The organism is Andreprevotia chitinilytica DSM 18519 (assembly GCF_000711875.1).
Classification (GTDB): Bacteria; Pseudomonadota; Gammaproteobacteria; order Burkholderiales; family Chitinibacteraceae; genus Andreprevotia; species Andreprevotia chitinilytica.
Genome location: NZ_JONM01000036.1, coordinates 1 through 25328 on the forward strand (window position 1 = coordinate 1; position 25328 = coordinate 25328).

Annotated in this window: 37 protein-coding genes and 1 pseudogene; 21 read left to right on the forward strand and 17 right to left on the reverse strand. The window is 60.1% G+C overall.

Annotation, left to right across the window (positions count from 1 at the left end):
* Positions 1-248 precede the first annotated feature (248 nt).
* The 14 genes and pseudogenes from BR41_RS20570 to BR41_RS20625 form a co-directional block, all read right to left on the reverse strand.
* The gene (locus BR41_RS20570) at positions 249-1274 is read right to left on the reverse strand and encodes an IS110 family RNA-guided transposase (protein WP_035060105.1); all 1026 of its coding nucleotides are present in this window, start codon (positions 1272-1274) and stop codon (positions 249-251) included.
* Between the two features lie 65 nt (positions 1275-1339).
* Positions 1340-1573: pseudogene (locus BR41_RS20575) on the reverse strand (DNA adenine methylase); the annotation flags it as partial.
* Positions 1515-1730 (reverse strand): Com family DNA-binding transcriptional regulator, encoded by a 216-nt coding sequence (locus tag BR41_RS23845; protein WP_084187484.1) that lies wholly within the window; start codon positions 1728-1730, stop codon positions 1515-1517. The gene BR41_RS23845 and the pseudogene BR41_RS20575, both read right to left, overlap by 59 nt.
* A gap of 114 nt (positions 1731-1844) precedes the next feature.
* Positions 1845-2363 carry a hypothetical protein gene (locus BR41_RS20585; protein WP_156970831.1) on the reverse strand — a complete coding sequence of 173 codons (519 nt, stop codon included), beginning with the start codon at positions 2361-2363 and terminating at the stop codon, positions 1845-1847.
* Positions 2360-3214, reverse strand: a complete 855-nt coding sequence (locus BR41_RS20590; RefSeq protein ID WP_035061002.1) for a DNA adenine methylase — start codon at positions 3212-3214, stop codon at positions 2360-2362. Before BR41_RS20590 ends, BR41_RS20585 begins: the two co-directional genes overlap by 4 nt.
* Entirely contained in the window at positions 3211-3492 is a 282-nt protein-coding gene (locus BR41_RS20595) for a hypothetical protein (RefSeq protein ID WP_035061005.1), read from the reverse strand. The genes BR41_RS20590 and BR41_RS20595 overlap by 4 nt, the downstream gene beginning before the upstream one ends.
* A 45-nt stretch (positions 3493-3537) precedes the next feature.
* Positions 3538-5595 carry a toprim domain-containing protein gene (locus BR41_RS20600; RefSeq protein ID WP_051711516.1) on the reverse strand — a complete coding sequence of 686 codons (2058 nt, stop codon included), beginning with the start codon at positions 5593-5595 and terminating at the stop codon, positions 3538-3540.
* Positions 5596-5704: 109 nt separating this feature from the next.
* Entirely contained in the window at positions 5705-5842 is a 138-nt protein-coding gene (locus BR41_RS24970; RefSeq protein ID WP_211251825.1) for a hypothetical protein, read from the reverse strand.
* Positions 5843-6030: 188 nt separating this feature from the next.
* A complete protein-coding gene (locus tag BR41_RS25485) occupies positions 6031-6153 on the reverse strand; it encodes a hypothetical protein (RefSeq protein ID WP_281174024.1) in 123 nt (40 codons plus the stop codon).
* Complete coding sequence (locus tag BR41_RS20605; RefSeq protein ID WP_035061006.1) at positions 6150-6332, reverse strand: hypothetical protein; 183 nt, start codon at positions 6330-6332, stop codon at positions 6150-6152. Before BR41_RS20605 ends, BR41_RS25485 begins: the two co-directional genes overlap by 4 nt.
* On the reverse strand, positions 6329-6517 hold the full coding sequence (locus BR41_RS20610) for a hypothetical protein (protein ID WP_156970832.1): 189 nt from the start codon (positions 6515-6517) through the stop codon (positions 6329-6331). Before BR41_RS20610 ends, BR41_RS20605 begins: the two co-directional genes overlap by 4 nt.
* Positions 6501-6947 carry a hypothetical protein gene (locus BR41_RS20615; protein WP_156970833.1) on the reverse strand — a complete coding sequence of 149 codons (447 nt, stop codon included), beginning with the start codon at positions 6945-6947 and terminating at the stop codon, positions 6501-6503. Before BR41_RS20615 ends, BR41_RS20610 begins: the two co-directional genes overlap by 17 nt.
* Positions 6940-7323 (reverse strand): hypothetical protein, encoded by a 384-nt coding sequence (locus BR41_RS20620; protein ID WP_035061010.1) that lies wholly within the window; start codon positions 7321-7323, stop codon positions 6940-6942. The genes BR41_RS20615 and BR41_RS20620 overlap by 8 nt, the downstream gene beginning before the upstream one ends.
* Positions 7324-7472: 149 nt before the next feature.
* Positions 7473-8273: a S24 family peptidase gene (locus BR41_RS20625; protein ID WP_084187480.1), complete on the reverse strand. Its 801-nt coding sequence runs from the start codon at positions 8271-8273 to the stop codon at positions 7473-7475.
* A gap of 361 nt (positions 8274-8634) precedes the next feature.
* Here BR41_RS20625 and BR41_RS20630 point away from each other — a divergent pair, with 361 nt between their 5' ends.
* The 4 genes from BR41_RS20630 (at position 8635) to BR41_RS20640 (ending at position 10363) form a co-directional block, all read left to right on the forward strand.
* Positions 8635-9081: a phage regulatory CII family protein gene (locus BR41_RS20630; RefSeq protein ID WP_051711518.1), complete on the forward strand. Its 447-nt coding sequence runs from the start codon at positions 8635-8637 to the stop codon at positions 9079-9081.
* 3 nt (positions 9082-9084) lie between these two features.
* Positions 9085-9216: a hypothetical protein gene (locus BR41_RS25490; protein ID WP_281174025.1), complete on the forward strand. Its 132-nt coding sequence runs from the start codon at positions 9085-9087 to the stop codon at positions 9214-9216.
* A complete protein-coding gene (locus BR41_RS23285) occupies positions 9188-9799 on the forward strand; it encodes a replication protein P (protein WP_051711520.1) in 612 nt (203 codons plus the stop codon). Before BR41_RS25490 ends, BR41_RS23285 begins: the two co-directional genes overlap by 29 nt.
* A gap of 84 nt (positions 9800-9883) precedes the next feature.
* A complete protein-coding gene (locus tag BR41_RS20640) occupies positions 9884-10363 on the forward strand; it encodes a hypothetical protein (protein WP_035061014.1) in 480 nt (159 codons plus the stop codon).
* A gap of 62 nt (positions 10364-10425) precedes the next feature.
* Here BR41_RS20640 and BR41_RS20645 read toward each other — a convergent pair whose 3' ends face one another.
* Together BR41_RS20645 and BR41_RS20650 are read right to left on the reverse strand one after the other, a co-directional pair.
* A complete protein-coding gene (locus tag BR41_RS20645) occupies positions 10426-11139 on the reverse strand; it encodes a substrate-binding periplasmic protein (RefSeq protein ID WP_035061015.1) in 714 nt (237 codons plus the stop codon).
* A 310-nt stretch (positions 11140-11449) separates the two neighbouring features.
* A complete protein-coding gene (locus tag BR41_RS20650; RefSeq protein WP_035061016.1) occupies positions 11450-11902 on the reverse strand; it encodes a hypothetical protein in 453 nt (150 codons plus the stop codon).
* A gap of 79 nt (positions 11903-11981) precedes the next feature.
* Between BR41_RS20650 and BR41_RS20655 the strand changes: the two genes are divergently transcribed.
* On the forward strand, positions 11982-12401 hold the full coding sequence (locus tag BR41_RS20655) for an HNH endonuclease (RefSeq protein ID WP_035061017.1): 420 nt from the start codon (positions 11982-11984) through the stop codon (positions 12399-12401).
* A 9-nt stretch (positions 12402-12410) separates the two neighbouring features.
* Here the strand turns inward: BR41_RS20655 and BR41_RS20660 are convergent, their stop codons facing one another.
* Positions 12411-13013 (reverse strand): TetR/AcrR family transcriptional regulator, encoded by a 603-nt coding sequence (locus BR41_RS20660; RefSeq protein WP_051711524.1) that lies wholly within the window; start codon positions 13011-13013, stop codon positions 12411-12413.
* A 276-nt stretch (positions 13014-13289) separates the two neighbouring features.
* On the opposite strand from BR41_RS20660, the gene BR41_RS23290 reads away from it, so the two are divergent.
* The 16 genes from BR41_RS23290 to BR41_RS20740 all read left to right on the forward strand — a co-directional run.
* Positions 13290-13856, forward strand: a complete 567-nt coding sequence (locus BR41_RS23290; protein ID WP_051711526.1) for a terminase TerL endonuclease subunit — start codon at positions 13290-13292, stop codon at positions 13854-13856.
* Complete coding sequence (locus BR41_RS20670; protein ID WP_084187482.1) at positions 13856-15091, forward strand: phage portal protein; 1236 nt, start codon at positions 13856-13858, stop codon at positions 15089-15091. The genes BR41_RS23290 and BR41_RS20670 overlap by 1 nt, the downstream gene beginning before the upstream one ends.
* On the forward strand, positions 15045-15710 hold the full coding sequence (locus BR41_RS20675) for an HK97 family phage prohead protease (RefSeq protein ID WP_035061018.1): 666 nt from the start codon (positions 15045-15047) through the stop codon (positions 15708-15710). Before BR41_RS20670 ends, BR41_RS20675 begins: the two co-directional genes overlap by 47 nt.
* 15 nt (positions 15711-15725) lie before the next feature.
* Positions 15726-16916, forward strand: a complete 1191-nt coding sequence (locus BR41_RS20680; RefSeq protein WP_035061019.1) for a phage major capsid protein — start codon at positions 15726-15728, stop codon at positions 16914-16916.
* A 64-nt stretch (positions 16917-16980) separates the two neighbouring features.
* A complete protein-coding gene (locus BR41_RS20685; protein WP_035061020.1) occupies positions 16981-17385 on the forward strand; it encodes a hypothetical protein in 405 nt (134 codons plus the stop codon).
* Positions 17386-17475: 90 nt separating this feature from the next.
* Positions 17476-18024 (forward strand): head-tail connector protein, encoded by a 549-nt coding sequence (locus BR41_RS20690; protein WP_035061022.1) that lies wholly within the window; start codon positions 17476-17478, stop codon positions 18022-18024.
* The gene (locus tag BR41_RS20695) at positions 18024-18353 is read left to right on the forward strand and encodes a phage head closure protein (RefSeq protein WP_035061023.1); all 330 of its coding nucleotides are present in this window, start codon (positions 18024-18026) and stop codon (positions 18351-18353) included. The genes BR41_RS20690 and BR41_RS20695 overlap by 1 nt, the downstream gene beginning before the upstream one ends.
* Positions 18350-18805 carry an HK97-gp10 family putative phage morphogenesis protein gene (locus tag BR41_RS20700; protein WP_035061024.1) on the forward strand — a complete coding sequence of 152 codons (456 nt, stop codon included), beginning with the start codon at positions 18350-18352 and terminating at the stop codon, positions 18803-18805. The genes BR41_RS20695 and BR41_RS20700 overlap by 4 nt, the downstream gene beginning before the upstream one ends.
* Entirely contained in the window at positions 18802-19137 is a 336-nt protein-coding gene (locus BR41_RS20705; protein WP_035061026.1) for a DUF3168 domain-containing protein, read from the forward strand. Before BR41_RS20700 ends, BR41_RS20705 begins: the two co-directional genes overlap by 4 nt.
* Positions 19138-19206: 69 nt before the next feature.
* Positions 19207-20208: a hypothetical protein gene (locus tag BR41_RS20710; RefSeq protein WP_035061028.1), complete on the forward strand. Its 1002-nt coding sequence runs from the start codon at positions 19207-19209 to the stop codon at positions 20206-20208.
* A 78-nt stretch (positions 20209-20286) separates the two neighbouring features.
* Positions 20287-20925: a ubiquitin-activating E1 FCCH domain-containing protein gene (locus tag BR41_RS20715; protein ID WP_035061035.1), complete on the forward strand. Its 639-nt coding sequence runs from the start codon at positions 20287-20289 to the stop codon at positions 20923-20925.
* A gap of 9 nt (positions 20926-20934) precedes the next feature.
* Positions 20935-21333: a hypothetical protein gene (locus BR41_RS20720; protein ID WP_051711528.1), complete on the forward strand. Its 399-nt coding sequence runs from the start codon at positions 20935-20937 to the stop codon at positions 21331-21333.
* Positions 21334-21419: 86 nt separating this feature from the next.
* Positions 21420-21662 carry a phage tail assembly protein T gene (locus tag BR41_RS25675; RefSeq protein WP_444541694.1) on the forward strand — a complete coding sequence of 81 codons (243 nt, stop codon included), beginning with the start codon at positions 21420-21422 and terminating at the stop codon, positions 21660-21662.
* Positions 21634-24447: a tape measure protein gene (locus BR41_RS20730; RefSeq protein WP_035061043.1), complete on the forward strand. Its 2814-nt coding sequence runs from the start codon at positions 21634-21636 to the stop codon at positions 24445-24447. Before BR41_RS25675 ends, BR41_RS20730 begins: the two co-directional genes overlap by 29 nt.
* Positions 24444-24791, forward strand: a complete 348-nt coding sequence (locus tag BR41_RS20735) for a phage tail protein (protein ID WP_035060615.1) — start codon at positions 24444-24446, stop codon at positions 24789-24791. Before BR41_RS20730 ends, BR41_RS20735 begins: the two co-directional genes overlap by 4 nt.
* On the forward strand, positions 24788-25328 hold a 541-nt coding region (locus BR41_RS20740), incomplete at its 3' end, for a phage minor tail protein L (protein ID WP_035061046.1). The genes BR41_RS20735 and BR41_RS20740, both read left to right, overlap by 4 nt.

Below are 25328 nucleotides of genomic sequence, written 5' to 3' on the forward strand. Positions count from 1 at the left end.
GCCCATTTGAATGTATGGTCAGCCCAGTTTTTGCAACCTCAAATTTCGATGCAGACAAAAGCATGCACTAATGTATCCGGACTCTGATTGAGGAGAACTTCCTCACGTCCACGATGAAAATTCGCGCCCCACGCTCCTCAAAACTGTCGCGGCTACGAAAGCCCATTCAAATGTCAGGTTCGTCGCGAGGCCGATTGCAGTTGTCGTCATCTACATTTGTTGTCGCAAAAGCAGGAAGCTGGTGAAACCTACTGAACAACGCGTTGCGGGTGAGGAACGTATGCCGTTTTGCTACACAGCACCGCCCACGCAATCCGCGCCAGCTTACTTGCCAGCGCACAGGCCACAACACTGGAATGTCGGCGCTGCAGGAGTTGCCGAACCCACAACGCCATGGCATCGGTTCGTTTATCAATATGCATCATGATCGATCGGGCACATTGAACCAGCAGCGTCCGTAAATGCTTGTCCCCGCGCTTCGATATGCCCAACAGCGTCGATTTGCCACCCGTGCTGTATTGGCGCGGCACCAAACCAAGCGACGCGGCAAATTCGCGGCTAGTTCGGTACTGCTTGGCATCTCCGGCTTGTGTTGAAAGGACACTCGCCGTAATGGGGCCGATACCTGGAATAGTCAGCAGCCGTTGTGCAGCCTCGTCTTCGGCCAGCAACGCTTTCAATGCACGTTCAATCATCTGGATTTGCTCATTGAGATACAACACATGATCCCGGAGCTGTTCCAGCAACACGATCAGACGGGGCGGTAATGCATTCGCTTCCAACACTGCAGGCAGCTTCCGGATTGCCGCAGGCCCGCGACTAATCGCGATCCCGAATTCAACCAAATAGGCATGGATCTGGTTGTGTGCCGACCCACGATTGCGAATCAGCATTTCTCTCGTCCGGTGTAATGCCGACACCGTCTGCTGGTGCTCGTTCTTGGCAGGTGCAAAACGCATGGTCGGGCGGGAAGCCGCTTCGCAGATTGCTTCTGCATCGACAAAATCGTTTTTGTTTCCCTTGACGAACGGTTTGACGTACTGGGGCGCAATCAGCCGAACATCGTGCCCAAATTGCGCAAACTTCCGCGCAAGGAAATGCGCGCCAGCGCAAGACTCCATAACGACTCGGCAGATTGGCGTGTTGGCTACGGTTTGAATGAGCTGGGCGCGATTCAACTTCTTCCGCCAAAGCTGATGTCCGGCCTTGCTCTGCGCATGAACATGAAAGGTATGCTTGCCAAGATCAATTCCCAACAGTGCGACGGGTTCCATGACGACTCCGACAGGTAGTTGAAAAGGCTAGCGTACCCCCGAGGGGCGGGCTGACCATATCATTACTGGCGCACGAACTCTTCCAAGTGGTGCTGCACCACCCGGTACAGGTTCACCAGTTCGCCGTTGATGTCGTTGAGCACCTCGCACCTGGCCGGCATCGGTCGCAGGAAAAACAGTGCGGCGCCGCCGGCGAAGGCCTCGACGTAGCAGTCATGTTGCGGGAACAGGGGAATAAGCTTATCGGCCAGGCGACGTTTGCCGCCCAGCCAGGGAACGATCGGGTTCGCGGGAACCATGGTGATCTCCTGGGTTGGGCGCTCGTTGGCGCTCGGATTCGGGGCTCGCGGCCCTCAAGGTATTGAGTGCCCCACAGCGGGGGCATTTGATGACCAGCCAGGCGTAATGCCCTTCGGCCAGTTTCTTGGCGCAATTTGCGCAGCGGATGTCGTTCATGGGATGCCAAGCGGATATGTTAGGCTGATCGAGCGACTTGGCCGGTTGCAGAAAGCCATGCCGCCTGGCGGAACGGTCAGCGTGTTTCAAGCACGCTGACCGTTGCTTTCTCCCTCATCGCATCAGGTTGCTGCTGATCATCTCCGCGGCCTCCCGCAATGCTGTCAACGTGTGGCCTTCGTCTGCTACGTTGATAAGCTGATCCAACCAGGCGAAGGCGTTCCGCAACAGCATCAGCTCATCGCCCGTCGCGCCAAACTTCCCCGTCCTTTTCTCTCGCTCCCCAATCGTGGCAAGCGCCTCGGCCGCGGCCTCGAAATCAGCCTGGCTTGGTTCGATCAGTGCCTTGCCGTCCTCGCTTGGGCAATGCAGCCACAGCCGGCGAGCCAGCTGGAACCCGAACACGTTGGCTTCGTTGAGTTGGATGAAATCCTCGAGATCCAGCCTGCCGAGCGTGAGGCGGTCCAAAGCGAAGTAGAACGGTTCGAGCAAAGCTTGGCGCTGCGCGATATTCAGTTCCTTGGTGCTGGCGCAGTACAGGCGGGTCATCAGCGCTTGGCCGGCGACGAGTCGGCTGATTGACGGTGGTCGGCGAGTTGTGTGCGCCGCTGCACGGCGTTGTGCGCGGTTCATGCTGGCACCCCGGCAAATAGCCCGACTTCGCGCAGCCCGTTGCTGCAGGCCTTGTTCAGCCATACCACCTCGCGGCGTAATGCCGTGCCTCTCCCGGCAGAGATGCGGGCATCGGTTTCATGACGTTCCCAGTCGCTTAGCGCCTCGTCATACAGTGCGCTCCAATAACCGCTGACGACGACCATACCGGCGCAACTGCGCAGTGTGGACAGAAGCTGAACATGATCCTGATCACTCATTTCATGGCGGTAGCATCTGCCCGTCAAATGCGCACGCACACGGGTACCGAGGACATAAGGCGGGTCCACATAAAACAGGGTTTCAGGGCGATCCTGTCCCCGAATTACGTCGACTGCCGAGCGGTTCTCAATGAGTACGCCGGCGAGGCGTTCGCCAACCAATGCGAGCTGCTCGGGGTAGCGAGCCCACAGATGCTGCGCCGTGCCATAACTGCGGCGGGTATCGATACGGAACCCGGTCGATCCTTTGGTGGCGCCGGCTGAGCCAAAGCCCATCTGTGCGCGAATTACTAAGCGGCGTGCACGTTCCACTGGATCGACACTAGGTAGCCACGCAGCGGTGAATTCATCGCGACTGTAGGGTGTAAGTTGTATCTGGTCGATCAGCTCAGCGCGCTGGGCCGGATTGCGTAGCACTTGGAACAGGTTGGCGACATCGCCGTCAAGATCGTTGTACACCTCGGCGTAACTGCGTGGCTTTTGGATCAATACTCCGGCCGCACCGCCGAACGGTTCGACGTAGCAGGTATGGGCCGGAAAAAACTGCATGACCCACGGAGCCAATCGGAATTTACCGCCGTGGTAGCGGAGGACTGGGGAGGTGATATTCATGCTGCCTCTCCACCGACATGGATTGCGTACACTTCCACCGGTGTCGGCCCGAAATGCGGATGGATGATCGTCTGCAGTTCGTAGCCTCGCCAAGGCCGAATCAACCTGCGCGTCGCGTCATCGCGGCGCGGATAACCGCGAGTCACGAAGACGTGATCATAGGTTCGGCCTTCCAATCGTTTTTGCCAGTAAGGCGTGCGCAGTCGAAATTCGTATCGCTTTGAACCGTCGGCGATCTGGTCGAAGTAGACGCCATTCACGGGAAGAATCAGGTCCATCTGCTTTTTCCTAAAATGTGAGGCACCCCAAGCCGGGGCAGTGGATTAATCGTGGTCGCCGACACCGATCGGGCTCGGTGTTGCATGCAGGCCGTAGCGTTCCATGTGCTTGAGGCCGAGTGCGACCATGTGGGAATTGCGGACGGTCTTGATCGTCTTCTCGACCGGGTCTTTGACGATGACGCCGGCACCTTGCAGCTGCTTGCGGTACACCCGGTCGCTCTTCACCGGTAGACCGTTCCACTTCTCACGCAGCGCAGGTTTGCCGCTGATGTGATCCATGACGTGGGCCGGGCGGACACATAGCACCTCATGCAGCTGCCCTTCCTTGTCCATTTCGGAGTCCCACTTGTACGGGTGGAAGAACTGTCCAGCCGCGATTTCGGACAGCAGGATCTCAGTGATCCAGACCCACGGCTCGCGGTCGGAGCTGGTTTCGCCGATGTGGTGATTCATTTCGGCGAGCAGATCGGTGGGTAGGTTGTTCCAGGTGTCCGGCAAGCCGGCGAATTCGGCCAGCAACCACCAGCCGGTGAGCAGGGCGGCATAGTTCGTGGTCATTCGCATGGCGCCGTCGTCGCTGCCGCTGGCGCGGCTGCCTTCGAAGCAGAAAGCCTTGGCCTCTTCGAACTTTGCTAGTACGCGTGCCTTGTCCAAACTCGCCAGAAAGCGCAACCATTCCTTCACCGGAAAGCGGGGCAGGGTGTCGGCAATAGGTTTGCCCTTCTTGCCGGACAGCTCTACACGCACCAGCTTGCCGATCAGGCTGCGCACCGGCACATCCTCGCCGGCGAGCAGGACGGGGGAGCTGAGCAGGTATTCCGTCATGTCGCCGCCGCGCCGCGTGACGGTGTACTGATAGGTTTCCTGCAGCAGGCCGACGGCCTTGTCGATGATGTCTTGCCGGCGGGCCGAGAGTTCTTCCCAGCCGATGGGGTGGGTGGTGTGGCTGACCGAGGTGACCAGCCGGAATTCGGTTTGCAAGCTTTGGCCAGAGAGCATGGTGAACGCGATGGCGCGTTCCAGCTTCTTGATCAGGGTCGATTTTCCGGCGCCCTTGTTGGCTTGCATCTGCAGGTGCGGCCAGAAGCCGAGGAAGGGCTTGAGGTGGCCGCCCAGCGACCAAGCCAACAAGATGCTGCCGGCGTTCTGCTTCATCGTGGCGCCGAAGGCCTCGATCACTTGGCGCGCATCGTCACGAGTGCCGCTGGGGAAGGTGAGCCCGGCGTATGGGCACTGCTTGTCCGGCTCGGTGAAGTAGCAATCCGGCCCCTCGTTGAGCGAGAGGACGCCATCACGCCAAGCGAGGCCAACGAAGTTCACCGCGCGCCGGCTGCCTATCTCTGCAGTGCGCTCAAGGATGTTCACCATGCGTTTGAAGTTGGCCGGGCTGTAGATGGCGCCGAACTTCTCCCATTTCGTGAGGTTGTACAGGTCAGCATCGTCGTAGACCTTGCGCTGCAGTGCGGTGCCATGGCGTGCGGTCTGCACTGAGACGCTGAATTGCACGCGGGGCATCGCATCCGGATCGCCAGTCATCGTTGCCGTAGCGCTCTGGATGGTGACGCGGGACAAGCTGGCCACACGGAAGCCGCAGAGGTCGCCGTAGTCGATCTTGGGGCGTTGGTCTTCATCGTCGCCGTCCGGCATTTCGAACTTGGTCACCACTTGGGTGTGGTCGTCGCGGATGCGGAATTTCCAGTAGGCGTGGAAATCGTGGCTGGGGAGGTGAACGCGCCGACGGCCGAACTTGGCGAGGCCTTCGTCCTTGCCGGGCAGGCCGGGGATCAACCACGGCTCGATGTACTTGAGCATCTGGCCAGTGCGTTCAGCGCCTTCCTTTTGCAGAACGTCGTTCAGATCGGTGCCTTCTTCCCATTCGGCTTGGTCGACGAGCAGGGCCGGGACGTCCAGGATGGTCAGGCGCTCGTGCAGATCCCAGGCTGCTTTTAGTCCTGGGCGATACTTCGTCCGCTCGTTGACCTTGTCCGCATGATCCAGGCAGATGCGTACTTGGCGACCGCGTAGCCAGCTCCAATCCATGGCTTCGATGTTGGCCAGTCCGCGCAAAGCGATCGCAGCGGTGTACTTGTCGTTCGGCAACGCTGTTTCAAGCGACCGAAGTCGGTATCGCCCGGCGCATCGAATGGCCCGGCTGCATCGTGCAGCGAACGCTTCAACGTCGCGATCAGGTCGGTGCGGTACTGCATGTTTATTCAGCCTTCTTTGAGCCGCGATCGAGCAGCGCGGAAGCGATCGCTTCCAATACGGTCTTGCGCTGGCTGCCGAGTTGTTCCAGTTCGCCAAGGCGCTCGAGATCCGCATCGCCCAAGCTTGGGATCTGCGCCACTAGGTCTGCTGCGTTGCCTTGCGACAGCAATTCGATCGCAGTCGGCTCAGCCGGCGACTGATTGATCTGCGCCGCCGTGACCGGGGCGTAGTCCGGATGCAGCGTTTCTTCAACGTCGCGGGTTTGCCCTGGTGGAATGGTTTGCGTACCGATGTGGATATGCTGATCGGTGTCGTTCGTGTACGGGACTAGGCGTTGACCGTGCCATCCCGATCAATCGCAACGCAGGTCACGACTTCGCCTTGCAGCTTTGCCGGGAAATAGAACGGCTGGCGGTTGATACGAATGCAGTGCGGTACGGACGGGGTCATTTCGCACACCAGCGTTCGAGCCAGCCAGCCACGGCGATATACAGGCCAAGGGCGAGCGCATCGCCGAAACCCGAAACAACCAGCCGGGTGGCTTCCGGTAGGGCAAGCGCAGTAGTACCAATGGCAATGGCGAGTGCGACGCACAGCAGGGCGACGAGGGCTTTCAAGGCTTCGATCATGCGGCCCGCCTTTCGGCAGCTTCGCCGGGGCCGGACGACTCAACAATCCGGCGTGCCTGATAGCGAACCCCGCGACGATCCATGCTGTGGATCGTGTAGCCCCGCTCAAGAAAGGGGCGCACCAGATCCTCGAACAAGCCATCGCCAACGCTGATCACATCCACGGTTTCAATGCGCTTGTTCATCGTCATACCCCGCAGCAAGCGCAGCCGTTGATCGAACGTGCACCGAGAAATACACCTTGGGTTCTCGCGCCGTTGCGCTGTACAGGCCGGCGTATTGATTGCCGCATTTGCGAAACGCGAGCCCGTGCGCGGCCAAGGTGGTTTCGATCTGGGAGACGTCTTCTTGCGTGTCCAGAGCGACATGCAATTGCACTTGGCCGACGTATTCGCAGATGCGCGCCGTGGCCTCCCAGCCTTTTGCCGCGATCTCGTCGGCAATGTGCTCCACCAGTTCGAGCAAAGGCCGTTGTGCTTCGATTTCATCGATCAGTGCCGCGAAGCGTTGCGCCGCTTGTACGGCTGCCGCCGCGATCTTGTCGCGCTTGGATGTGGCGAGGGAAAAACCAGCTGGGCGGCTGGCTCCCATTTCTTGATGTGCCGGCTTAGACATGGGCCGGCTCTTCGAGGTAGTTGGTGTAGATCAGGAAGGCGATGGCATCACGGCCGACCAGGTAGAAAGACGGCAGGATGCGGCCTTCGTACTCCATCGCATCGGTGAATTTGAAATCCCAGCCTTGCGCGCCGAGTGTCAGGCACGCATCGGTGAACTGCTTTTCCGTGCCGCCTGCGTTGATCTTGCAGATGCAGTGCGATGGGTGGGCATCCACCACCAACGTCGCCACCAAGCCCATGCCCTTCAGGCGAGCGGTAAAACCCTCGGCCGCATCGATTTCAGCTTTGCTGGCATCAATCGCTGCTAGCGTGTCTTCGTAGTCCTTCTTTGCATCCAGCTTCGCCAGCTCAAGGTGGCTTTTCTTGCTGATCATCACTGTGCTCCTGTCGGTAAACGATAGAGCGATGATCGCAAGTGCGATAACGCAATGTCAATCTCATTTGCGATAATTATTGTTATTGCGATATTTTTTGACACAAAAAAACCGCCGTAGCGGATTTTTGTGCAGAAAAATATCTTGGGTCAGTACGCTGGGCCGCTAATGGCCAAGACCCTTCCCACTATCTGAATCGCTGCAGCTCGTTCCTGCGGAATCAATATGTCCTTGTAGCCATCGCCGTTATCACTTCGGACTAACAGGCTGCCATCGACCTGCTTGTACAGGCGCTTTACGTACCATTCATCGTCAAGAATGAACACGTAAATCGAACCGTCTCGGATTGGTGCTGGGTGCACGTCGATGGTCAAGCTATCCCCGTCCTGAATGCGGGGCAACATACTATCTCCCTGCGCCTGCACAGTTACCAAATCGGCAGGGTTTACGCCTGTCCGGTTTGCCCAAGAGCGGGTCATGGCCTGTCTCTGCCCGCGCTGCTCTATCTCCCATGCGAGGTGCCCTGTGCCCGCACTAACCCGCAAATCAAGCTTCGGGACAAAAAAGTATTCTTCCTGAGATAGCTCGTCCTCGTTCGACCATACGCTGACTGGTCGGGCACTGGGGCGTACGTTAGGTGTTGGAGTTGGTTCTAGGCTGCCAGTCCCAAGTTCGAGCCATGAAGAACTGCACTGCAACGCTTGCGCCAAGGCAGTAAGCGCACGCGTAGTCTTATTGCGTCCTGATTCGATTGTCGCAATGGTTGACTGTTTCATGCCCGCTAAGCGCGCGAGTTCGCCTTGGGTCAAATGAAGTTCTTCGCGCCGTGTGCGCACTCGTTCGGCAAATGTACTCATATCGCGATTGTAATAACTCGAATAATCGCAATGGCGATTGATTGTGCATCGCGTTTGCGATATCTTTGGCGCCATGAACTGGCGAAAAATCATTCAGACGTTGGTCGATAGGGGCTGCACCCAGCAGCAAATCGCAAAAGAAGCCGGCTGCGGCCAGTCTCTGGTGAGCGCATTGCTCAACGGCCAGCGTGGCAAGCGTGTCTCTTGGGAAATCGGAGATGCCTTGCTTCGTTTCGAACGAACGACGCGCGGTGACCTTTCACACGATGTAGTTAGCGCGAACCACAGTCCTCCGCTCATTCCAGCTTCCTCATCCGCCACCTGATCGGCCCGGTGGTGGTTTTTCTCCGGGTGCTGCTTGCCCGGCTTTTTTATGCCTGCTGTCTCTCGGCTGTTCGCATAGTAGGTGCGGGCGAGTCGGGGTGCAGCGTTTGATTTGGTCGAGGACATACGTATGGCGATGCCACTTCTGGACGCAATCTATAAAACGGCGCACGAGCATCCTGGCGGCGTGGAGGCCTTGGCGGCGCGCATGGGCGTGAATGCCCAGGTGCTTCGCAACAAGGTGAATCCGAACGCCGCCAGCCATCACCTGACTGCCCGCGAGGCGGACTTGATGATGGCCCTGACCGGTGACTTCGGCGTGCTCCACGCGCTGGCCGCGAACCACGGCTTCGTCTGCGTCAAGGCGCCGGACGACGTCAGCGCGGGCGATCTGGCGGTGTTGGACATCATCACGTTGATCTGGGCGCGTACCGGTGACGTAGGGCGTGCGGTCTACGAAACGCTCGCCGATGGCCGTGTCGAAAAGCACGAACTGAGCAATGTGCGGCAGCTGGCGTACACGCTGCAGCAAGGGCTGATCGAAATGCTTGGTCGGCTCGAAAGCATGGCGGACTGACACATGGCCGAGCGTGCATACAAAGACCCGGTATTCGACGAGGTGGCGCGGCGCGAAGAGGCCGAGCGGCGTAGGGCCGAGCGCATGGCGAAACAGGCGGCGAACGATGCTGCGTGGCGCAGTAGCCCCGCGTAAGCGAACTGGCACCGAGCGGATTCGGCCGATCAAAACGCTGTGGGATCGGTTCGACGGGATTTACATGGGCCAGTGGCGCAGCCGGTTTCCCGATGAACAGGCCGTCGAAAACTGGTGCGTCGAATGGGCCGATGGCCTGTACGGCGAGCAGGTGACCTTCGCGATGGTGAAGTCGGGCCTGGAACAACTGCGCCGCACGCTGGGGCCGGATTCGTACCCGCCGACGCTGCCGCAGTTCATTGGCCTGTGCAAACAGGTGCCGGACTTTGAGGAAGCCTTCCTCGAAGCGCAAATGCAGTCCGGGCGGATGGATTACGGCGAAGACCAATGGAGCCATCCCGCCATCTATTGGGCGGCGCGCGATTTCGGCGGTTTCGAGTTGCGGCAGACCACATGGAAGGCGAGCCGGTCACGCTGGATTCGGCTGTTGTCGGCGCGGCTGTCGGGCATGTGCCCGGAGGTGCCGAAGCGGTTGCCGAAGCCGGAATACCGCAAGAGCGACAACACCGAGCTGGCCGAGACAACGATAGGCAGTCTGCTCAAAACCTTGAGCGCCAAAGCAGTCGTCATTACCAAGCGGTAGCAACTCCCGTCAATCGGGACGACAACAAAGCCCTGCATGACAGGGCTAGGGAACCTCCGGGCTGGTATCAATTGGAGGCAAGTAATGCTGGAAATCATCGACAACTATCTGATCGCGTGGGGCGCAGCAGTCAGGGTGAATGGCAAGGAATTGAAGCAAGTACGGATCGCGCAGTCCACATATGGCGAACATGTAACGGGGAGGGCGGCTGGCCAGCCGGTCGAGCATGAAGTCACGGTGCTCACCTTTGAATGCAAGGTCACCGATGACGGGATCTGGCTGACGGACAAGAAAACGTCCCGTACCAAGAAAATCGACCAGGCGAAAGTGGCCGCGTGTTTCAAGGTCATGGGGACGATGCCGCACGAGCATCGCGACATCCTGACCATCCATTACGCCATGCCTGGCACGGTGGCCGGCAAGGCAGCACGGATGGGGGTGAGTGAATCAACGTGGCGTCGGGATGTGCGCGAAGCGAAGACGGCGTTCGGGCTCAAGTTTTTTAATGCGGTGCAGCGGTTTCATCAGACGGGGGTGCCGATGCGGGTGGTGGAAGAGCCTTGAGCGTTGATGGCCAACTGTATTCAGATATACCGCTACACCACGGGCGTGACATGTTCGCGCCGTCAGCGGTAGCGAGCCAAAATACGCTCTACGGTGCCATCCTTGACGAGTGCCTTGATCGCCTGGTTCATGTCGCGAAACGGGATCGTGCTCTTCGGTGAGAAGGCACATTGCGCGGTGTACTGCGACAGGGATAGCGATGCCACACCTGCCAGCTGCACTTCGGAGCGCGCGGCGTAAGCAAGGCTCAGGTGGTCGATTACGGCGTAGCGAAACCGTCCAGCGACCAGTTTGTGGAGATTCGTCGGCATATCTGGTGCGTCATCGCGGCGATAGGTGTTGCCCAATGCCGCGTCGAGTTCTGGATAGTGGTAGCCGAGCACCAAACCAATCGACTGCCCGGTCAATTCCGACAAAGACCTTGGCAACGGGACGTTGGTCCCGGCGACCAATAAATCGACGTTCGGAATCAACGGCTGACTCCAGTTCAGCGGCACGCGGTACCAATTCGGGGTCGCATAGCAAATCCCGTCGGCCTCGCCACTCACCAGCGTTGCTTCGACACGGTTGCGCGGTAGCGTCAAAAAGCGGGCCTGTCGATGCAGCTTGCGGGCGATTGCATCGCCTAAGTCCTTGACGATACCTCCGCTCAATACCTCGCCGTGAAATTCCACGAGTGGCATCGTATTGGGACGCAACGCTATGAATACGATGTCGCTCCCCTTTGCCAGTAACGAAGAGCAAAGGAGGACCAGCGACAGCAGCACTTTACGCATCTAGATATCCGTCGAGAGGCCATGCGGTCAGTTTAGGTCTGTTGATTGGTAATGGTCAGGGATTCCCGATCTCGCTCGACCACATGGCGGAGGTGGTGATAGTGGAGGGGATGATGGAACCGCATCTGCTTGACACGGTGAACGGCTGTCACTAGGATTCGTGCAACGCTGTCGTCAATGCGTCAAGACAACCCCGGTACTCACGTGCCGGGGTTTTTTATTGCCCGTATCGGACAGCCAGTCCGCTTTCATTCCCCTGCCCGCGCTGCCCCGTGGTTGGGCTGGCTGTCCGATGCGATGCGTTTGCCGTTTACTTCTTCGTGCCGCCAGGAACGAATTTCGTTGCGATCGTGGCCATGCGTTGTTCGTAGGTGTCGTAGCTCATGGGCGTTTTGTTGAACAGGCTGACATGCCCATGCGCATCGCCATCGTCGCGTAATTCCATATCCAGTGGAATCGATGAGCCTTTCGGCAAGGTTGTATATTTGCCCTTCGGCACCGCTCTAACCGGATCAAGTGCCAACGAAGCGCCCTTCTGATGCGTGCTCGTCACTTGCCTTGAGTTGACGTCTACCAGGAAGTCCTGACCGATACGATTCGGTTTGTTCTTTGGATCAGGCAACGCGCCGAAGCGGTGCACCGCTGCCGTCGTAACTTTGGCGACGTGGAGGGGCGGAGCGCTCACCTCTGCGTGCCGATCATAGTGAATGTGCGTATCAGCCATACTGAACGTCACTCTCTTCTTGGGTTTCTCTGCAGCCATTTCGGCAATCCTTGGTGATTGATGACATGCCTAGGTATCGGATACGCCAATCGAATGCGCAATCTGGAAGTAAGAAAACATGCCATTTGCCGCCGCCAAACCCTGCAAGGTCCATCGTTGCAGTGGTCTGTGTCGTGATGGCTCGGGCTGGTGCCTGACGCATCGCCCTGAAATGGAAGCGAAGCGCGAAACGATCAAGGTTGAACGCCGCCGCGCATACCAGCAGACCGACGAACGCAAAGCCGCCAAGCGCTTCTACGATAGCGCGATCTGGCGGGGCAAGCGCCAAGCCAAGCTGCGCGAGCAGCCGTTATGTGAAGCCTGCCAGCGCTTGGGTCGATTCACCCCGGCAACGCACGTCGATCACGTTATCCCGTGGGATGGTGACAGGGCGCTCGCGCTGGCCGACGCCAATCTGCAGTCGATGTGCGCACCCTGCCATAGCCGCAAAACCGCAACGCAGGACGGTGGTTTCGGAAACACCAAGCCCGCACCCTGAGCGTGCCGATCAATTCACCGTGTCGTAGCGTGCGGTTTTCCCAACGGGGTGCTGCGGTGCCGGTTCGGCTGGCTGCGGCAGGCGGGCCAAGAGCCATTGCACCGTGTCGACCAAGGCAGCCCGGTCGTAACCCTGGCTGAAGCGATGCATGCATGCCCCGCTCAGGATGAGGCGAAGCGCCAGAATATCCGGGGCGAGGCCTTGGTCGGCCTGCACACCCAGCAAGCGCTCGAAGGCGGTCGCGAGAATCGGGTTCAGCAGTGCCGCGAGTCTGGCGTCACCTCGCACTGCCATCCAGAGTTCGAAGATGGCAATCACGCTCGATTTACCCGGATCGTCCAGGATGCCCCGCAGCAGATGGTGGGCGCGTTCGCGTGGGGTGGCGCTAGCCAGTTCGGTGCATTGGCGGTCGATCAGTTGGGTGAGCAGCGCCGGCAACAGGTCATAGCGACCGTTGTGATAGTGATGGCGCAATGCGCCTCTGGATAAGTCTGCTCGCGTGCAAACGCGGTCTTCGTTGAGTCTCGCGTAGCCGTGTTCGGCAATCAATGCTTCCGCCGCTGCCAGCAGCGCTTGGCGGGTCTGAGTGGCACGTTGCAGTTGTGAGGTCATGGCTCATATCCAGATGAAAACATGCATGACTGATTATTACTGCTTACGTTGATTACGCAAGTCTGTGTTCCGGCAAGGGGGCCGTTTCTGCCGCTTTGTCAGGATGGGGCGGGGGGAGGGCAAATCTCTACCGCCTTTTGCGCCCCGAACGCGTGGTCAGTCACGCTTTTTCGGGCCGCGTTTTTGAATAGGGGGGGCCTTAAGCTGGGGCCGTCCTGATTGCACTGGCAGCGCCTGTTCTGGCGTTTTTGCCCTCCCGCCCCTCAGGAAGCCCGTATGGACGATCTAAACCCGCCTTTTAACGTGATTGACGGCGGTTTCGGCAAAAAGCCGCCCGGTCGGCTTGGAGAAATCCAGTCCCCGAAGCCGCCGCCGCTCGCCAATCTGAGCACGCAGGAACGCCGGGTGTGGGACTACATCTGCGAGGCCTTGCGGCAAGCCGGCATCGAGCATGTCACGGCCGGCCTGACGATCAAGATCATCTGCCGCACCTACATCGACTGGCTCGAAGCGGTCGCGCTGTGCGACAACGGGCGCTACGAGCTCAGCAAGAACGGCAACCCGTACGAGTTGCCGCATAGCTACACCGGGGGCATGCATCCCGGCGCGAAGCGGCTGGAAGAGCTGGTCTACGGCAAACGCCTGCGGCACGGCGGCAACCCGGTGCTGCGCTGGGCAGCCAGCAATGTGGCGCTGCTGTTCGATACCAATGGCAACTTCCGGCCGGACAAGAAGAAGTCCGGCGAGAACGGCCGCATCGATCCCATCGTGGCTACGGTCATGGCGCTGAGCCGGGCTGCCGTCCATGTCAACGAACAAGATCCCGAGATTGAGGTGTGGTAATGGGCTGGATGACCCGCGTATTCAGCCGCAAGGGCCGAATGGACCTGAACGAGCTAGGAGAAAAGCTGCGCGTCGCCGCATCAAAGACCGGCATTGCGGTGACGTGGCAAACCGCCCTGCAAGCCGGTGTTTCTCTGGCGTGTGTCAAAGTGATTGCGGAAGGCATCGCCCAGGTGCCGTTCAAGGTGTACCGGGAAGTGAACGGGCGCCGGGCGCTGGCCAAGACGCACCCGCTGTATGACTTGCTCGGCAGCAAGCCCAACGACTGGCAGACCTCGTTCGAATTCCGCGAACAGTTGGCGCTGCATGCGGTGTTCGCCGGCAATGCCTACGTCTGGATCAACCGGGTGGCGGGCAAGGTGCTGGAACTACTGCCGCTCGAACCGGGCTGGGTGACGCCGGTACGCACCGGTTGGGCGCTCAGTTACCGGGTGTCTCTCCCCGGTGGTGAGTTTCTGACCCTGCCGGCCGAGGAAATCTGGCATATCCGCGGCTTGTCCTGGGATGGCTGGAACGGCCTCGATGGCGTGAAGCTGGCGCGGGAGGCGATTGGCCTGGCGCTGGCGACCGAGGAACACGGTGCGCGGGTGTTCAGCAATGGCGCGCGGCCGGGCGGGATTCTCACCACCGAGCAGACGCTGACCGAAGAGCAGCGCACTCGCCTTAAAAAAGCCTGGAATGAAGCGCAGCAGGGCGTCGACAAGGCGCACAGCACGGCGGTGATGTTCGGCGGCATGAAATTCATCGCTACCGCGTTTCAGAACGACCAGACCCAATTCGTCGAAACGCGCCGCCTGCAGGTGGAGGAAGTCTGCCGGCACTTCCGGGTGATGCCGATCATGGTCGGCTATTCGGACAAGACGGCCACCTATTCGAGTGCCGAACAGATGTTCCAGGCGCACGTGACCCACACGCTCGGCCCCTGGTATGCCCGTTTAGAGCAAAGCGCTGATTGCAATCTGCTGACCGAAACCGAGCGGCGGGACGGGTATTACACCCGCTTTGTGGTGAATGCGCTATTGCGGGGAACCATGCAGGCCCGCGCCGAGTTCTACCGCACGATGCACGAAACCGGCGTGATGAACGCCAACGAAATCCGCGCCCTGGAAGAGCAAGACGCCTATGACGGCGGCGATGCGTTCTGGGCGCCCCTCAACTTTGGAACCGTCGGCAAGGATGGACAAATCAATGGACCGGTTGCACTGCACTCTGGAACTCAAAACAGCCAGCAATGACGGTGGCGCGATGACGTTTGCCGGTTACGGCAGCGTGTTCGGCAATGTCGATCTGGGTGGCGATGTGGTGGTGCCGGGCGCGTTCGCCAAGGCGATCGAGTCCGCCACCGGCAACGGCATCTGGCCGTCCATGCTGATGCAACACGGCTTTGATGCCGGTGGCGATACCCCCGTCGGCATCTACACCGCCATGAAGGAAGACGCGGTCGGCTTGTGGCTGGAAGGCAAGCTCGCACCCACCCCGCGCGGGCAGGAAGCCTACCAGCTGATGAAGATGGAACCCCGGCCCGCGATCAGCGGGCTTTCTATTGGCTACCTCCCCAAAAGCTGGGAGCACCAGGACAAGGACGGCAAGCGGATACGGCTACTCAAGTCGGTGGATTTGCTCGAAGTGTCGCTGGTGACCTTCCCGATGAACACGCAGGCCCGCGTCACCCACGTCAAATCCGATCTCACCATTCGCGCCGCCGAACGCGCCCTGCGGGATGCAGGGTTTTCGGCGAAGGAAGCCAAGTCGATCCTGGCGCATGGCTTCCACACCCTCCCTCCGCGAGATGCCGAGGATACGGGCGAACTCCTCGCGCAGCTCAAGCGCAACATCCACACCCTCACACACTGACCCCCGGAGCATTCAATGGACCTGAGCGAAGTCAAAACCCTGATCGAAGGCCAAGGCCAGGCCTTCGAAGAATTCAAGAAAACCAATGACCAGCGCATTGCCGCACTGGCCAAGGGCGACGCCGTGGCCGAGCTGGAAGCCAAGCTCGCCAAGATCAACGACGCCCTCACCACCAATCAAAAAACCATCGAAGAGGTGGCCAAGAAAGCCAACCGCCCGGCCACCGGCAGCGATGCCGATCCGCTCGCCGCTGAACACAAGAATGCGTTCATCAGCTGGGCACGCACTGGCGAGCAGGAAGCCGAGCTGAAGGGCATTCAGCGCAAGGCGTTTCAGTCCGGCATCGATGCGCAGGGCGGGTTCTTCCTGCCGACCGAAGTCGAAGCCGGCATCGACCGGCTGGTGCGCAAATCCGGCTCCATCGCCGCGCTGGCCACCACGGTCACCGGCTCCGCACCGGAATACAAACGCTTCGTGAAGGTCGGCGGGTCCAAAGCCCGCTGGGTGGGTGAAACCGATAAGCGCCAGAAAACCGGCAACGGTAGCTACGAAGAACTGGCGTTCGCGCCGGGCAAGATGATGGCCGAGCCGATGATCTTCCGCGATGTGCTCGACGACGCCAGCATCGACCTGGCCGCCGAGCTGCAGCTGGAAATCGTCGAAGCGTTCGAAGATGCCGAAAGCGAATCCTTCATCACTGGCGACGGCATCAAGAAACCCAAGGGCATCCTGTCCTACGACATGGTGGACAACAAAAACGTCGCCTGGGGCAAGCTCGGCTACATCACCAACGGTGGCGCGGCACTGAGCAACCCGGACAAGTTCATCGACGTGATCCATGCGCTGCCGCGTGCCTTCCGCAACAGCGCGAACTGGTTGATGAACGACCTGACTACCGCTGAGGTGCGCAAGCTCAAGGATGCGGAAGGGAATTACCTGTGGGTGCCGGGTTTGCAGGCCGGCGCCACCGGCACGCTGCTCGGCTACGGCATCACCAACGACGATTACATGCCGGACATTGCCGCCAATGCCTTCCCGATTGCCTTCGGTGACTTCGGCCGAAGCTATCTGATCTACCGCCGCAAAGGCATCGCCGTCATGCGCGAATACGACAGCGATTACGACGCCTACACCTTCCCGACCACGGCACGTGTCGGCGGCGGCATCCGCAACTTCCAGGCGCTCAAGTTCCTGAAAATGGGCTGATCCGCCCCGCCTTCCCAACACCCAGACGCCCCGCCTGCCGGGGCGTCGTCACGTGGAGATTCCCATGCGGGACACCCTCAGTAAATTGCGTTTCATCCCGGCGCTGGCGCTGGCTAACAGCGTCGCCGACAACACCCCCGTCGCCAGCCTCTGGATCGACCGGCAAGGCTTTGAATCGGTTGGCTTCGTCATCCAGACCGGCACGCTGGTCGATGCCGATGCCACCTTCACGGTGCAGATCCAGCACGCCGATCTGGCCGACCAATCCGATGCCGGCTTGGCCGGCGAATTCGACACGGTGGGCTCGGCCAGCTTCAAGTTCGATGACGACAACGCCACCAAGAAGATCGGCTACATCGGCAACAAGCGCTATGCGCGCTTCATCGTCACGCCGGCCAACAACAGCGCCGCTGCCCCGTTCACGGCCTTGGCGGTGCTTGGCTACGCCGCGCGCCGGCCCGTTGCGTAACCAACCAAACCCAACCCTACAGCCCGCTCGGCGGGCTGTTTCCCCGATGCCGTTGCCCCAGCGGTATCTGGCAAACACAGGAATCCCCACATGCTCGAATGTCTCACCCCGGCCAGCGAGGCGCTGCTGACGCTGGCCGAAGCCCGCCTGCAATGCCGGATCGATGACGACGATAAGGTGCAAGACACCTTGCTGCAGATCCTGATCGCCGCCGCCCTGACCCAAGCCGAAGCGATCACCGACCGGCCGTTACTGCCGCAGACGTGGGGCTATAGCGCCGAGGCATTCCCGGCCGGCGACATCCGCCTCAAGCCCGACGTGACGGCGGTCGCCAGCGTGCGTTACACCGATGCGGCCGGCAATGCGCAGATCCTGCCGAGCACCGCCTACCGAATCGTTGAACGGCGTTTCTTGCGGCCCACCACCGGCTGGCCGGACGGCACGCAAGCCGCCGTCGAATTCGACTGTGGCTGCTTCACCGCCGCCACCTTGTCGCCAGCCCTGAAAGCCTGGGCGCAGGTGTTTGTGGCGACGCTGTTCGCCAACCGAGAAGCGATCAATCCCGGCGTGTTGACCGAACTGCCACGCACCTACGTCGATGGGCTGCTCGACTACCTGCGGCTCGGCGAGGTGGGCTGATGCGGGCTGGCAAGTTGAACAAGCGTATTACTCTGCAGCGGCGCAGTGCCGGCAAAGACGAATACGGCGCACCGCTCAACCGCTGGGAATCCCTGACGCCCATCTGGGCCGATATCCGCTTCACCAGTGGCAAAGAAGCCATTGCGGCCGGGGCAGAAGCCAGTACCGCCGCCGCCAGTATCCGCATCCGCTATCGCACCGGCATCACCGCCGCCATGCGCGTGGTGTACGGCACGATGATCCTCAACATCAAGGCCGTGCTGCCCGATCTGGCGCGCAAGGAATACCTCGACCTGGTGTGCGAAACCGACCCGAAGGCCTCCCTATGAGCAAAATCCACGGCCTCGCCGAACTGACCGCCAAGCTCAATACCTTGAGCGACAAAGCCGGCAAGAAAGCGGTGCAAAAAGCCCTCGGCGCAGGCGCCAAACCCATCGTGAAGGAAATCCGCCGCCGCGTACCCAAAGACACCGGTTTCCTGAAAAAGCAGATCAACGCCCGCAAGTCACGCAGCCAGCTGCTGGTGCAGATCGGCGTGCGCCTGGCGCTGAAACCCGTGCGCGGCGACCAAGGCGCGTATCGCATCCACCAGCGTGCCAAGATCAGCCCAGCTGGCCGGCTGCAGAACGCCAATGCCTTCTATTGGTACTACCTGGAATTCGGCACCAGCAAGATGCCGGCCCAACCCTTCATGCAACCCGGCTTTGACGCTAAGAAAGACGACGCGCTCGACGCCATCGTCGACAGCCTGCGCCGTGATGTGATTGAGGCCGTGCGATGAACCGGCTGACGGAACTGGTGGCGATGCTGCAGGCGGTGGTCGGGGAGCATGTTTACCCGGAGGTTGCGCCGGAGGGGACGCCGACGCCGTACGCGACCTGGCAGGTGATTTCGGAAGTGCCGGAGAATCGGTTGGCGGGTGGGGCGTGTGCGTGGACGTTTCGGATTCAGGTGAATGTGTGGGCCGAAAGGTTTGCCGAGGCGCGCAGCTTTGCAGACGCTTTGGTGAACGTATTGCCTGTAGCTTGGTGTGTCTCCATGCGCTCTTCGGATCGAGATGAGGAAACAACGCTTTACCGGCAAGTTTTAGTGCTGATGACTCTTGACGTATGACATGTGCATGTGCCAAATTGCTTTTTATAGAACGTTCGTTCTGTTTTAATCGCAAAATGGAGGATGGAGATGATTGATCTAAATCTGAAGGTGTCTGACGTTAAACCTGCGACAGAGCGCGCTGCTGCGGGAGATAGCAGCGATGGCCATAATCGACGACTCGATTCTGTCAATTTCCTCTCTTTGATCCAAAACTTTGATAGCTTCATGAAGGCGGCGGTCGGCATTGGCAAGATTAGTATTGTCATTGGGCTGCTAATGTTTGTTTTTTACTCACTGCGAATTGATCACTTCCCTAGCGACATTTCACTGGGTGACGGAGTGCTTTTTTCTGTGATCGCTGGCTGCTTTGGATTGGTCTACATAATGTTCATTGCCGGATTGGTGTCAATTGGTATTGTCATTGGCGGGCTTGTGATTAGACCGGGGTTGGCACTAATAGGCAAAGTGGCTGGCAAGTCCTTTCGCAAGGTTATAGGAAAATTAAATCTAGCGCCTTTTAGTTGGGTTGCTGTTCCTTATGTTCTATTGGGTGTGATCATTATTTATGGCCTAAGTCTCAAACAAGTGGAAGTTTTTTGGAATCTGCCATTAGTTTGTGTTGGCTTGTATTTGTTCTACTCCATTTACAGAAGCGCAGGCGAGGAAATAAAGCAAATTGAAACTGCTAGCGCCAAGCTTGTGCTTGATCCAACTGCACGCATTCCTGGCCGTGAAGCGCGTGACAGTTTGAAGAAAAGACAACGGATAGCAATTGGTGCAATTATTGCTTTGCCACTGCTTGGCGGTGGCGTATTCGGGCAGCTGCTCGAAGGCACCATGCGTCTTGCAAATATTCGAGTGGAAAATTGCGTTGTCTATCTCAAGGAGCCTTACTCTAGTCTGGTGCCAAAGTCGCTTATTGTGGCCAATAATAAGCAAGTGCCGAAGGATTATGTGGCGTTTGATAAATCCACGGTGCTTGTAGGAGGGCTGGGAAAGACCACAATTGTTTCATTCCCCGATGGGCATTCCGGCATCAAGCTGGAAATCCCGAAAGATCAAATTATCATCGTGTCTAAATCAAAGTAATGCCTGCATTACGATTCTTTAGTGTTACTTCTTCAAACCCCGCTTGATGCGGGGTTTTTTTATTTCTAGGAGTCCGTAATGCCCTCCAAAGCAGTCAGCGCCCAAGGCGCCAAAATCAAAGTCTCCACCGGCAGCGGTGGTCCCAAGCCCATTACCGGTATCGGCAAGGGCAATCCGTGCGTGATCACCTCGAACGGCCACGGCTTCAAGCCGGGTAACGTGGTGGCGCTGGCCGCCATCGTTGGCATGGTCGAGTTGAACGGTAAAACCCCGGCCGTGCAGTACGTGACAGCGAACACCTACTCGCTCGCAGGGGTGAATTCGTCCGGGTTCGGCGATTACACCAATGGCGGCACGGCAACGCCGGTGGCGTTTTCGGAGGTGGGCGAAGTGACCGACTTCGACGGGTTCGACGGGCAAGCATCCGAAGAAGACGTTTCGACCCTTGCCAGTGAAGCGGTCGAGAAGCGGCTCGGCCTGGTCGATTACGGTGGTTTGTCGATCAGCCTCAAATTCGTCAAATCCGACGTCGGCCAGGCCGCATTGCGTGCGGCGCAAGCCACGCGCGAGGTGCTCGATTTCATGATCGAGCTGAGCAATGGCGATGTCGCGTCGTTCTCCGCCTTGGTGAAGCAATTCTCCATCGGTGGCGCGGTCAACAAGGTGCTAACCGGCAAGGTCCAGCTCACCATCAGCGGCCCGGTTACCTGGGCTTAAGGAGGGAACATGTCCAAGCTCAACCGCGAAAGCATCCTTGCCGCCCAGGACTGCATCACCGAAACCGTGCCGGTGCCGGAATGGGGTGGCGAAATCACCGTCACCGAAATGACCGGCGAGCAGTCCAGCCGCTTCTGGGACGAAGCCTTCACCCATGAAGGCGGCAGGACGGTGCGTAAAGGCACGGCGGCCGAATTCGCTGCCGCGCTGATCGTCGCCACCACGCAGGACGAGGACGGTTTGCCGCTGTTCCTGCCCAGCGATATCCCGGCGCTGGTGCGCAAATCCGACCGTGCGCTGAATCGCGTTTCCGATGTCGCCCTGCGGCTGAACAAGATGGGTCGCTACGCGAACGACACCGTAAAAAACTCCGCCGCGCCAGCGCCAGACGGTTCGCTTACCGCCTAGCACTGGCGCTCGGTCGCCACGATGTCGATGGGCTGCTCGGCGAGCTGACCGCCAGCCAGTTCGCCGAGTGGCAAGCCTATTTCGCCATCGAACCGTGGGATGAAGAACGTGCCGATCTGCGCGCCGGCATCGTCGCCAGCACCCTCGCCAACTGCCATCGTGCGGAAGGCATCGACCCGTTCACCCCGCTCGACTTCATGCCGCTGGCCGAGCGCGATCAGCCGGAACCCGAAGCCATCGACCCGAATCAGGCCATCCGGGCGCTGATCGATCACGCCGCCCTTAAAGGAATCCAACCCAATGGCCAGTCTGGCGAAACTCACGGTTGATCTCGAAGCCAATATCGCCCGCTTCGAGCAAGGGCTGAACCGGGCCGAATCGCTGGCCCGCAAGCAGTCCGAAGCGATCACCCAGCAGCTCGGCAAAGTGGAAAGCACCGCCAGCTTGGCGGGCAAAGGGCTGATCGCACTCGGTTCGATCCAGCTGGCCGATCATGTGGTCGATTGGGCCGCTGGCTCGGTGCATGCCTTGATCGATGTGCAACGCCAGTTCGAGCGCACCGACTCGGCCCTGCGCTTTGCCAATGGCGGCGATCTGAAGGGCGTCGCCACCGATCTGGCGTGGGTGCGCGAGCTGTCCAAAGAACTCGGGCTGGAAGTCAGCAGCACGGCGCAGGCGTTCGCGCTGTTCTCCGGCGCCACGCGCGAGACGGTGCTGGAAGGGCAGAACACCAAGGACGTGTTCCGGGCGATCAGCACCGCATCGACCGCGATGGGGCTGAGTCTCGACGACACCAAGGGCGCGCTGCTGGCGCTGACGCAGATGGTCTCCAAGGGCACGGTGCAGGCCGAGGAATTCCGGGGTCAGTTGGCGGAACGTTTGCCGATTGCCACCAAGGCGGCAGCCGATGCGCTGGGCGTCACCACCGCCGAATTCACCCGCATGCTGAACAACGGTCAGGTGATCGCCTCCGACTTCCTGCCCAAATTCGCCGCCGCCCTGCAGCGTTCCACGCAGGAAACGGCGCAGTACGGCAACCAGACCACCAAGGCGGTCAACGAAGTCAGCAGCGCCTGGACTGCCGCCAAAACCGAGATCGCCCAGACGGGGGCCAGTGACTTCATCAATGGTCAACTGCGCATCCTGTCGGATGGCTTCGAGGATGTGGCGCGCTCGATCCACAAGGCAAGGGATGAGGGCGGCGGCTTCTGGTCGCAGATGGCAGCGGGTGCTGGCGGCGCGTTGCGCTTCCTCAACCCGAGCAATGCCTTCAGCTATGAGGCGCAAGACCCGCAAGCGCAGTACAAGGCACTGTCCGAGCGCCGGGCTGCGCTCAGCCAGACGGCGGGCGCGGACGGCACCGGCAACACGCAGGAAATGATCCGCCAGATCGATCAGCAACTGGCCAAGCTCAAATCCTCGACACCAGCCCTACGCCCGTTCGAGCCGACCACGCTCGGCGCCACCCAGTATGCCGAGCAGCAACAGCAGCACGCCCGCATCCTCAAGCAAGCCCGCGAGCGCGCCACCGACTACCTCAAGACCAGCAAGTACCAGACGCAGGCCGAGAAAGACGCGGCGGCGCTGGATGCGCTGGACAAGGAATTCAAGGGCGCCACGGCTGAGCTGAGACCGGGCGATGCGGCCTATGACAAGGCGAGCCAGACCTACCAGACGCGCCGGGCCGAACTGCTCAAAACGCAGGCCAAGCACGACGCGCCAAAGAACGATCCGCTGCAGAACGCCTATCTGTCGCAAACGCTGCAGCTGTCGAAGGACATCGCCACCAGTCGTACCCATGTCGCCAATCTGGAAAAGGGTATCGCCGAGAGCGACGGCCGGCACGCTGCCGCGCTGGAAGAGTGGCTCAAGTACGACCGGGAAGGCCAGAAGCTCGGCGATACCAAGAAGGCCACCTTGGCGGCATTGGCCCGCGATGCCGATGCAATGGCGCGCAAGGAACGTGAAGCCGTCCAGTACTACGGCTTCATGCACGACTCGGCGCAGGCGCTGGGCAAGGTACTGCGCGAGAACGCCAGCATCGCCCTGCACGGCCAGGCCAATCCGTACACCAGTGCGCAGGATCTGGAAGACCAGTTCGCACCGGGCGGCAAGTTCGCCGACGTGCAAGACCCGGCGCGTAAAACGTCGATGCGGGCGGCAGCGGCGGCGCTGGATCAGGCCGCCATGCAGCGCACCGTCGCCCAGGCCGGCTACGACGATGGCAAGGCGCTGGAATCAGTCCGGCGCCAGATCGACCTGATCGGCCAATCCACCCGCGAGCAGGAACGGCTGAATGCGCAGTATCAGATTCAGGATGAATACGAGAAACGTGCGGTCGGCCTGTCCGGTGAGCAGCTGCAACTGCTGCAGGCACAGACCGAGGAATACCAGACACGGCTGCTGGATGCCATCGAGGCCCGCAACCAGAAGGAACGCGACTGGCAGACCGGCGCACAAGACGGTTTGCAGACCTACCTGGACAACGCCAGCAACATGGCGGCGCAGACCCGATCGCTCGTTACCGATGGCATGCAGGGCTTCGAGAACGCGTTTACCAACGCCGCCGAAAGCGGCAAGTTGTCGTTCCACGACCTGACCCGCTCGATTTTGCTGGATCTGGCCAAGATCGCCGAACGCCGCGCCATCGTCGGCCTGATGAACTACGCCATCGGCGCATTTACGGGTGATTCCGGTGCAGTCGGTACGGGGGGCATCTCCGAGAGCTACAGCAACACTATGACGCAATCGGTGATTCCGGGCCGTGCCTACGGCGGGCCGACCGAGGCGAACGGCCTCTATCAAGTGGTGGAAAAAGGCGAACCGGAAATGCTGCGCGTCGGCCGGGAAAGCTACTTGATGATGGGCGCGCGCGGTGGTCAGGTCACGCCGTTGCGCAGTGGCGATGTGGGCGGTGGTGGTGGCGGTTCGCCCGTCATCCACCTGAACACGCAGATCGTGCTGTCGGACAGCGGCGCGCAAAGCTCCACCAGCGGCGACCAGAATGCCGCCCCGCGCCAACTGGCGGAGATGGTCAATCAGCAAGTCACGCAGCAGCTGCAGCGGGAAAGCCGCCAAGGCGGTCTGCTCTGGAAAATGCGAGTGGGCGCATGACGACCGAACCAATTGAAACCTTCACCTGGTCGCCACGACTCGGGCCGAGCGGGCAAATCAAGCTGCGCGTGAAATCGGCCCGCTTCGGTGATGGCTACCAACAGGACGTTGGCGACGGCCTGAACAACATCGAGCAGTCCTGGCCGCTGGCGTTTACCGGTGATGAATCCTATGTCCGGCCGATCAAGGCGTTTCTCGAACGGCATCAAGGCTACAAGGCATTCAACTGGACCCCGCCGCTCGGCACGCCCGGCCGTTACAAGGTCGTCGAATTCAACCTCACCCCAGGCAGTGGCGGGCTGTACACCGTCACCGCCACCTTGACCCAGAGCTTTGCACCATGACCATCACTGCCGACATGCAACAGCTGCAGCCGGGCGCCGAAGTGTTCCTGTACCGATTGGATGCCACCGCCATCGGTGGCGATCTGTTGCGCTTCCACGGCCACCTGCAGGCCGGGCCGATCTGGTGGCAAGGCCAGCAGTACGACCCGTGGCCGATCGAGGCGGAAGGGTTCGCCCGCACCAGCGAAGGCAAGCAACCCGCACCGACGCTGTCGGTCGGCAACGTCTCCGGCACGATTTCGGCGATGGTCATCTATCTGGATGACCTGGTCGGCGCCAGGCTCATCCGGCATCGCACGCTGACCAAGTTTCTGGATGCGGCCAACTTCCCCGACGGCAACCCGACTGCCAACCCGAACGAAGAATTCCCGCCTGAGCTGTGGTTCATTGACCAGAAAACCGCCGAGACCTCGGCAGTGGTTACCTTCGAGCTGGCCAGCGCGGTGGATTTCAACGGCCAGCAGATTCCGGCTCGCCCCATCATTGCCAACGTGTGCTGGTGGCTGAGTCGCGGCGGTTATCGCGGCCCGTACTGCG

What these genes read in the sequence shown, in the direction of transcription:
- BR41_RS20570 (WP_035060105.1), bottom strand. Translation starts at nt 1,274, where the DNA reads ATGGAACCCGTCGCACTGTTGGGAATTGATCTTGGCAAGCATACCTTT.
- BR41_RS23845 (WP_084187484.1), bottom strand. Translation starts at nt 1,730, where the DNA reads ATGAACGACATCCGCTGCGCAAATTGCGCCAAGAAACTGGCCGAAGGG.
- BR41_RS20585 (WP_156970831.1), bottom strand. Translation starts at nt 2,363, where the DNA reads ATGAACCGCGCACAACGCCGTGCAGCGGCGCACACAACTCGCCGACCA.
- BR41_RS20590 (WP_035061002.1), bottom strand. Translation starts at nt 3,214, where the DNA reads ATGAATATCACCTCCCCAGTCCTCCGCTACCACGGCGGTAAATTCCGA.
- BR41_RS20595 (WP_035061005.1), bottom strand. Translation starts at nt 3,492, where the DNA reads ATGGACCTGATTCTTCCCGTGAATGGCGTCTACTTCGACCAGATCGCC.
- BR41_RS25485 (WP_281174024.1), bottom strand. Translation starts at nt 6,153, where the DNA reads ATGACCCCGTCCGTACCGCACTGCATTCGTATCAACCGCCAGCCGTTC.
- BR41_RS20605 (WP_035061006.1), bottom strand. Translation starts at nt 6,332, where the DNA reads ATGATCGAAGCCTTGAAAGCCCTCGTCGCCCTGCTGTGCGTCGCACTC.
- BR41_RS20610 (WP_156970832.1), bottom strand. Translation starts at nt 6,517, where the DNA reads ATGAACAAGCGCATTGAAACCGTGGATGTGATCAGCGTTGGCGATGGC.
- BR41_RS20615 (WP_156970833.1), bottom strand. Translation starts at nt 6,947, where the DNA reads ATGTCTAAGCCGGCACATCAAGAAATGGGAGCCAGCCGCCCAGCTGGT.
- BR41_RS20620 (WP_035061010.1), bottom strand. Translation starts at nt 7,323, where the DNA reads ATGATCAGCAAGAAAAGCCACCTTGAGCTGGCGAAGCTGGATGCAAAG.
- BR41_RS20625 (WP_084187480.1), bottom strand. Translation starts at nt 8,273, where the DNA reads ATGATTTTTCGCCAGTTCATGGCGCCAAAGATATCGCAAACGCGATGC.
- BR41_RS20630 (WP_051711518.1), top strand. Translation starts at nt 8,635, where the DNA reads ATGGCGATGCCACTTCTGGACGCAATCTATAAAACGGCGCACGAGCAT.
- BR41_RS25490 (WP_281174025.1), top strand. Translation starts at nt 9,085, where the DNA reads ATGGCCGAGCGTGCATACAAAGACCCGGTATTCGACGAGGTGGCGCGG.
- BR41_RS23285 (WP_051711520.1), top strand. Translation starts at nt 9,188, where the DNA reads ATGCTGCGTGGCGCAGTAGCCCCGCGTAAGCGAACTGGCACCGAGCGG.
- BR41_RS20640 (WP_035061014.1), top strand. Translation starts at nt 9,884, where the DNA reads ATGCTGGAAATCATCGACAACTATCTGATCGCGTGGGGCGCAGCAGTC.
- BR41_RS20645 (WP_035061015.1), bottom strand. Translation starts at nt 11,139, where the DNA reads ATGCGTAAAGTGCTGCTGTCGCTGGTCCTCCTTTGCTCTTCGTTACTG.
- BR41_RS20650 (WP_035061016.1), bottom strand. Translation starts at nt 11,902, where the DNA reads ATGGCTGCAGAGAAACCCAAGAAGAGAGTGACGTTCAGTATGGCTGAT.
- BR41_RS20655 (WP_035061017.1), top strand. Translation starts at nt 11,982, where the DNA reads ATGCCATTTGCCGCCGCCAAACCCTGCAAGGTCCATCGTTGCAGTGGT.
- BR41_RS20660 (WP_051711524.1), bottom strand. Translation starts at nt 13,013, where the DNA reads ATGACCTCACAACTGCAACGTGCCACTCAGACCCGCCAAGCGCTGCTG.
- BR41_RS23290 (WP_051711526.1), top strand. Translation starts at nt 13,290, where the DNA reads ATGGACGATCTAAACCCGCCTTTTAACGTGATTGACGGCGGTTTCGGC.
- BR41_RS20670 (WP_084187482.1), top strand. Translation starts at nt 13,856, where the DNA reads ATGGGCTGGATGACCCGCGTATTCAGCCGCAAGGGCCGAATGGACCTG.
- BR41_RS20675 (WP_035061018.1), top strand. Translation starts at nt 15,045, where the DNA reads ATGGACCGGTTGCACTGCACTCTGGAACTCAAAACAGCCAGCAATGAC.
- BR41_RS20680 (WP_035061019.1), top strand. Translation starts at nt 15,726, where the DNA reads ATGGACCTGAGCGAAGTCAAAACCCTGATCGAAGGCCAAGGCCAGGCC.
- BR41_RS20685 (WP_035061020.1), top strand. Translation starts at nt 16,981, where the DNA reads ATGCGGGACACCCTCAGTAAATTGCGTTTCATCCCGGCGCTGGCGCTG.
- BR41_RS20690 (WP_035061022.1), top strand. Translation starts at nt 17,476, where the DNA reads ATGCTCGAATGTCTCACCCCGGCCAGCGAGGCGCTGCTGACGCTGGCC.
- BR41_RS20695 (WP_035061023.1), top strand. Translation starts at nt 18,024, where the DNA reads ATGCGGGCTGGCAAGTTGAACAAGCGTATTACTCTGCAGCGGCGCAGT.
- BR41_RS20700 (WP_035061024.1), top strand. Translation starts at nt 18,350, where the DNA reads ATGAGCAAAATCCACGGCCTCGCCGAACTGACCGCCAAGCTCAATACC.
- BR41_RS20705 (WP_035061026.1), top strand. Translation starts at nt 18,802, where the DNA reads ATGAACCGGCTGACGGAACTGGTGGCGATGCTGCAGGCGGTGGTCGGG.
- BR41_RS20710 (WP_035061028.1), top strand. Translation starts at nt 19,207, where the DNA reads ATGATTGATCTAAATCTGAAGGTGTCTGACGTTAAACCTGCGACAGAG.
- BR41_RS20715 (WP_035061035.1), top strand. Translation starts at nt 20,287, where the DNA reads ATGCCCTCCAAAGCAGTCAGCGCCCAAGGCGCCAAAATCAAAGTCTCC.
- BR41_RS20720 (WP_051711528.1), top strand. Translation starts at nt 20,935, where the DNA reads ATGTCCAAGCTCAACCGCGAAAGCATCCTTGCCGCCCAGGACTGCATC.
- BR41_RS20730 (WP_035061043.1), top strand. Translation starts at nt 21,634, where the DNA reads ATGGCCAGTCTGGCGAAACTCACGGTTGATCTCGAAGCCAATATCGCC.
- BR41_RS20735 (WP_035060615.1), top strand. Translation starts at nt 24,444, where the DNA reads ATGACGACCGAACCAATTGAAACCTTCACCTGGTCGCCACGACTCGGG.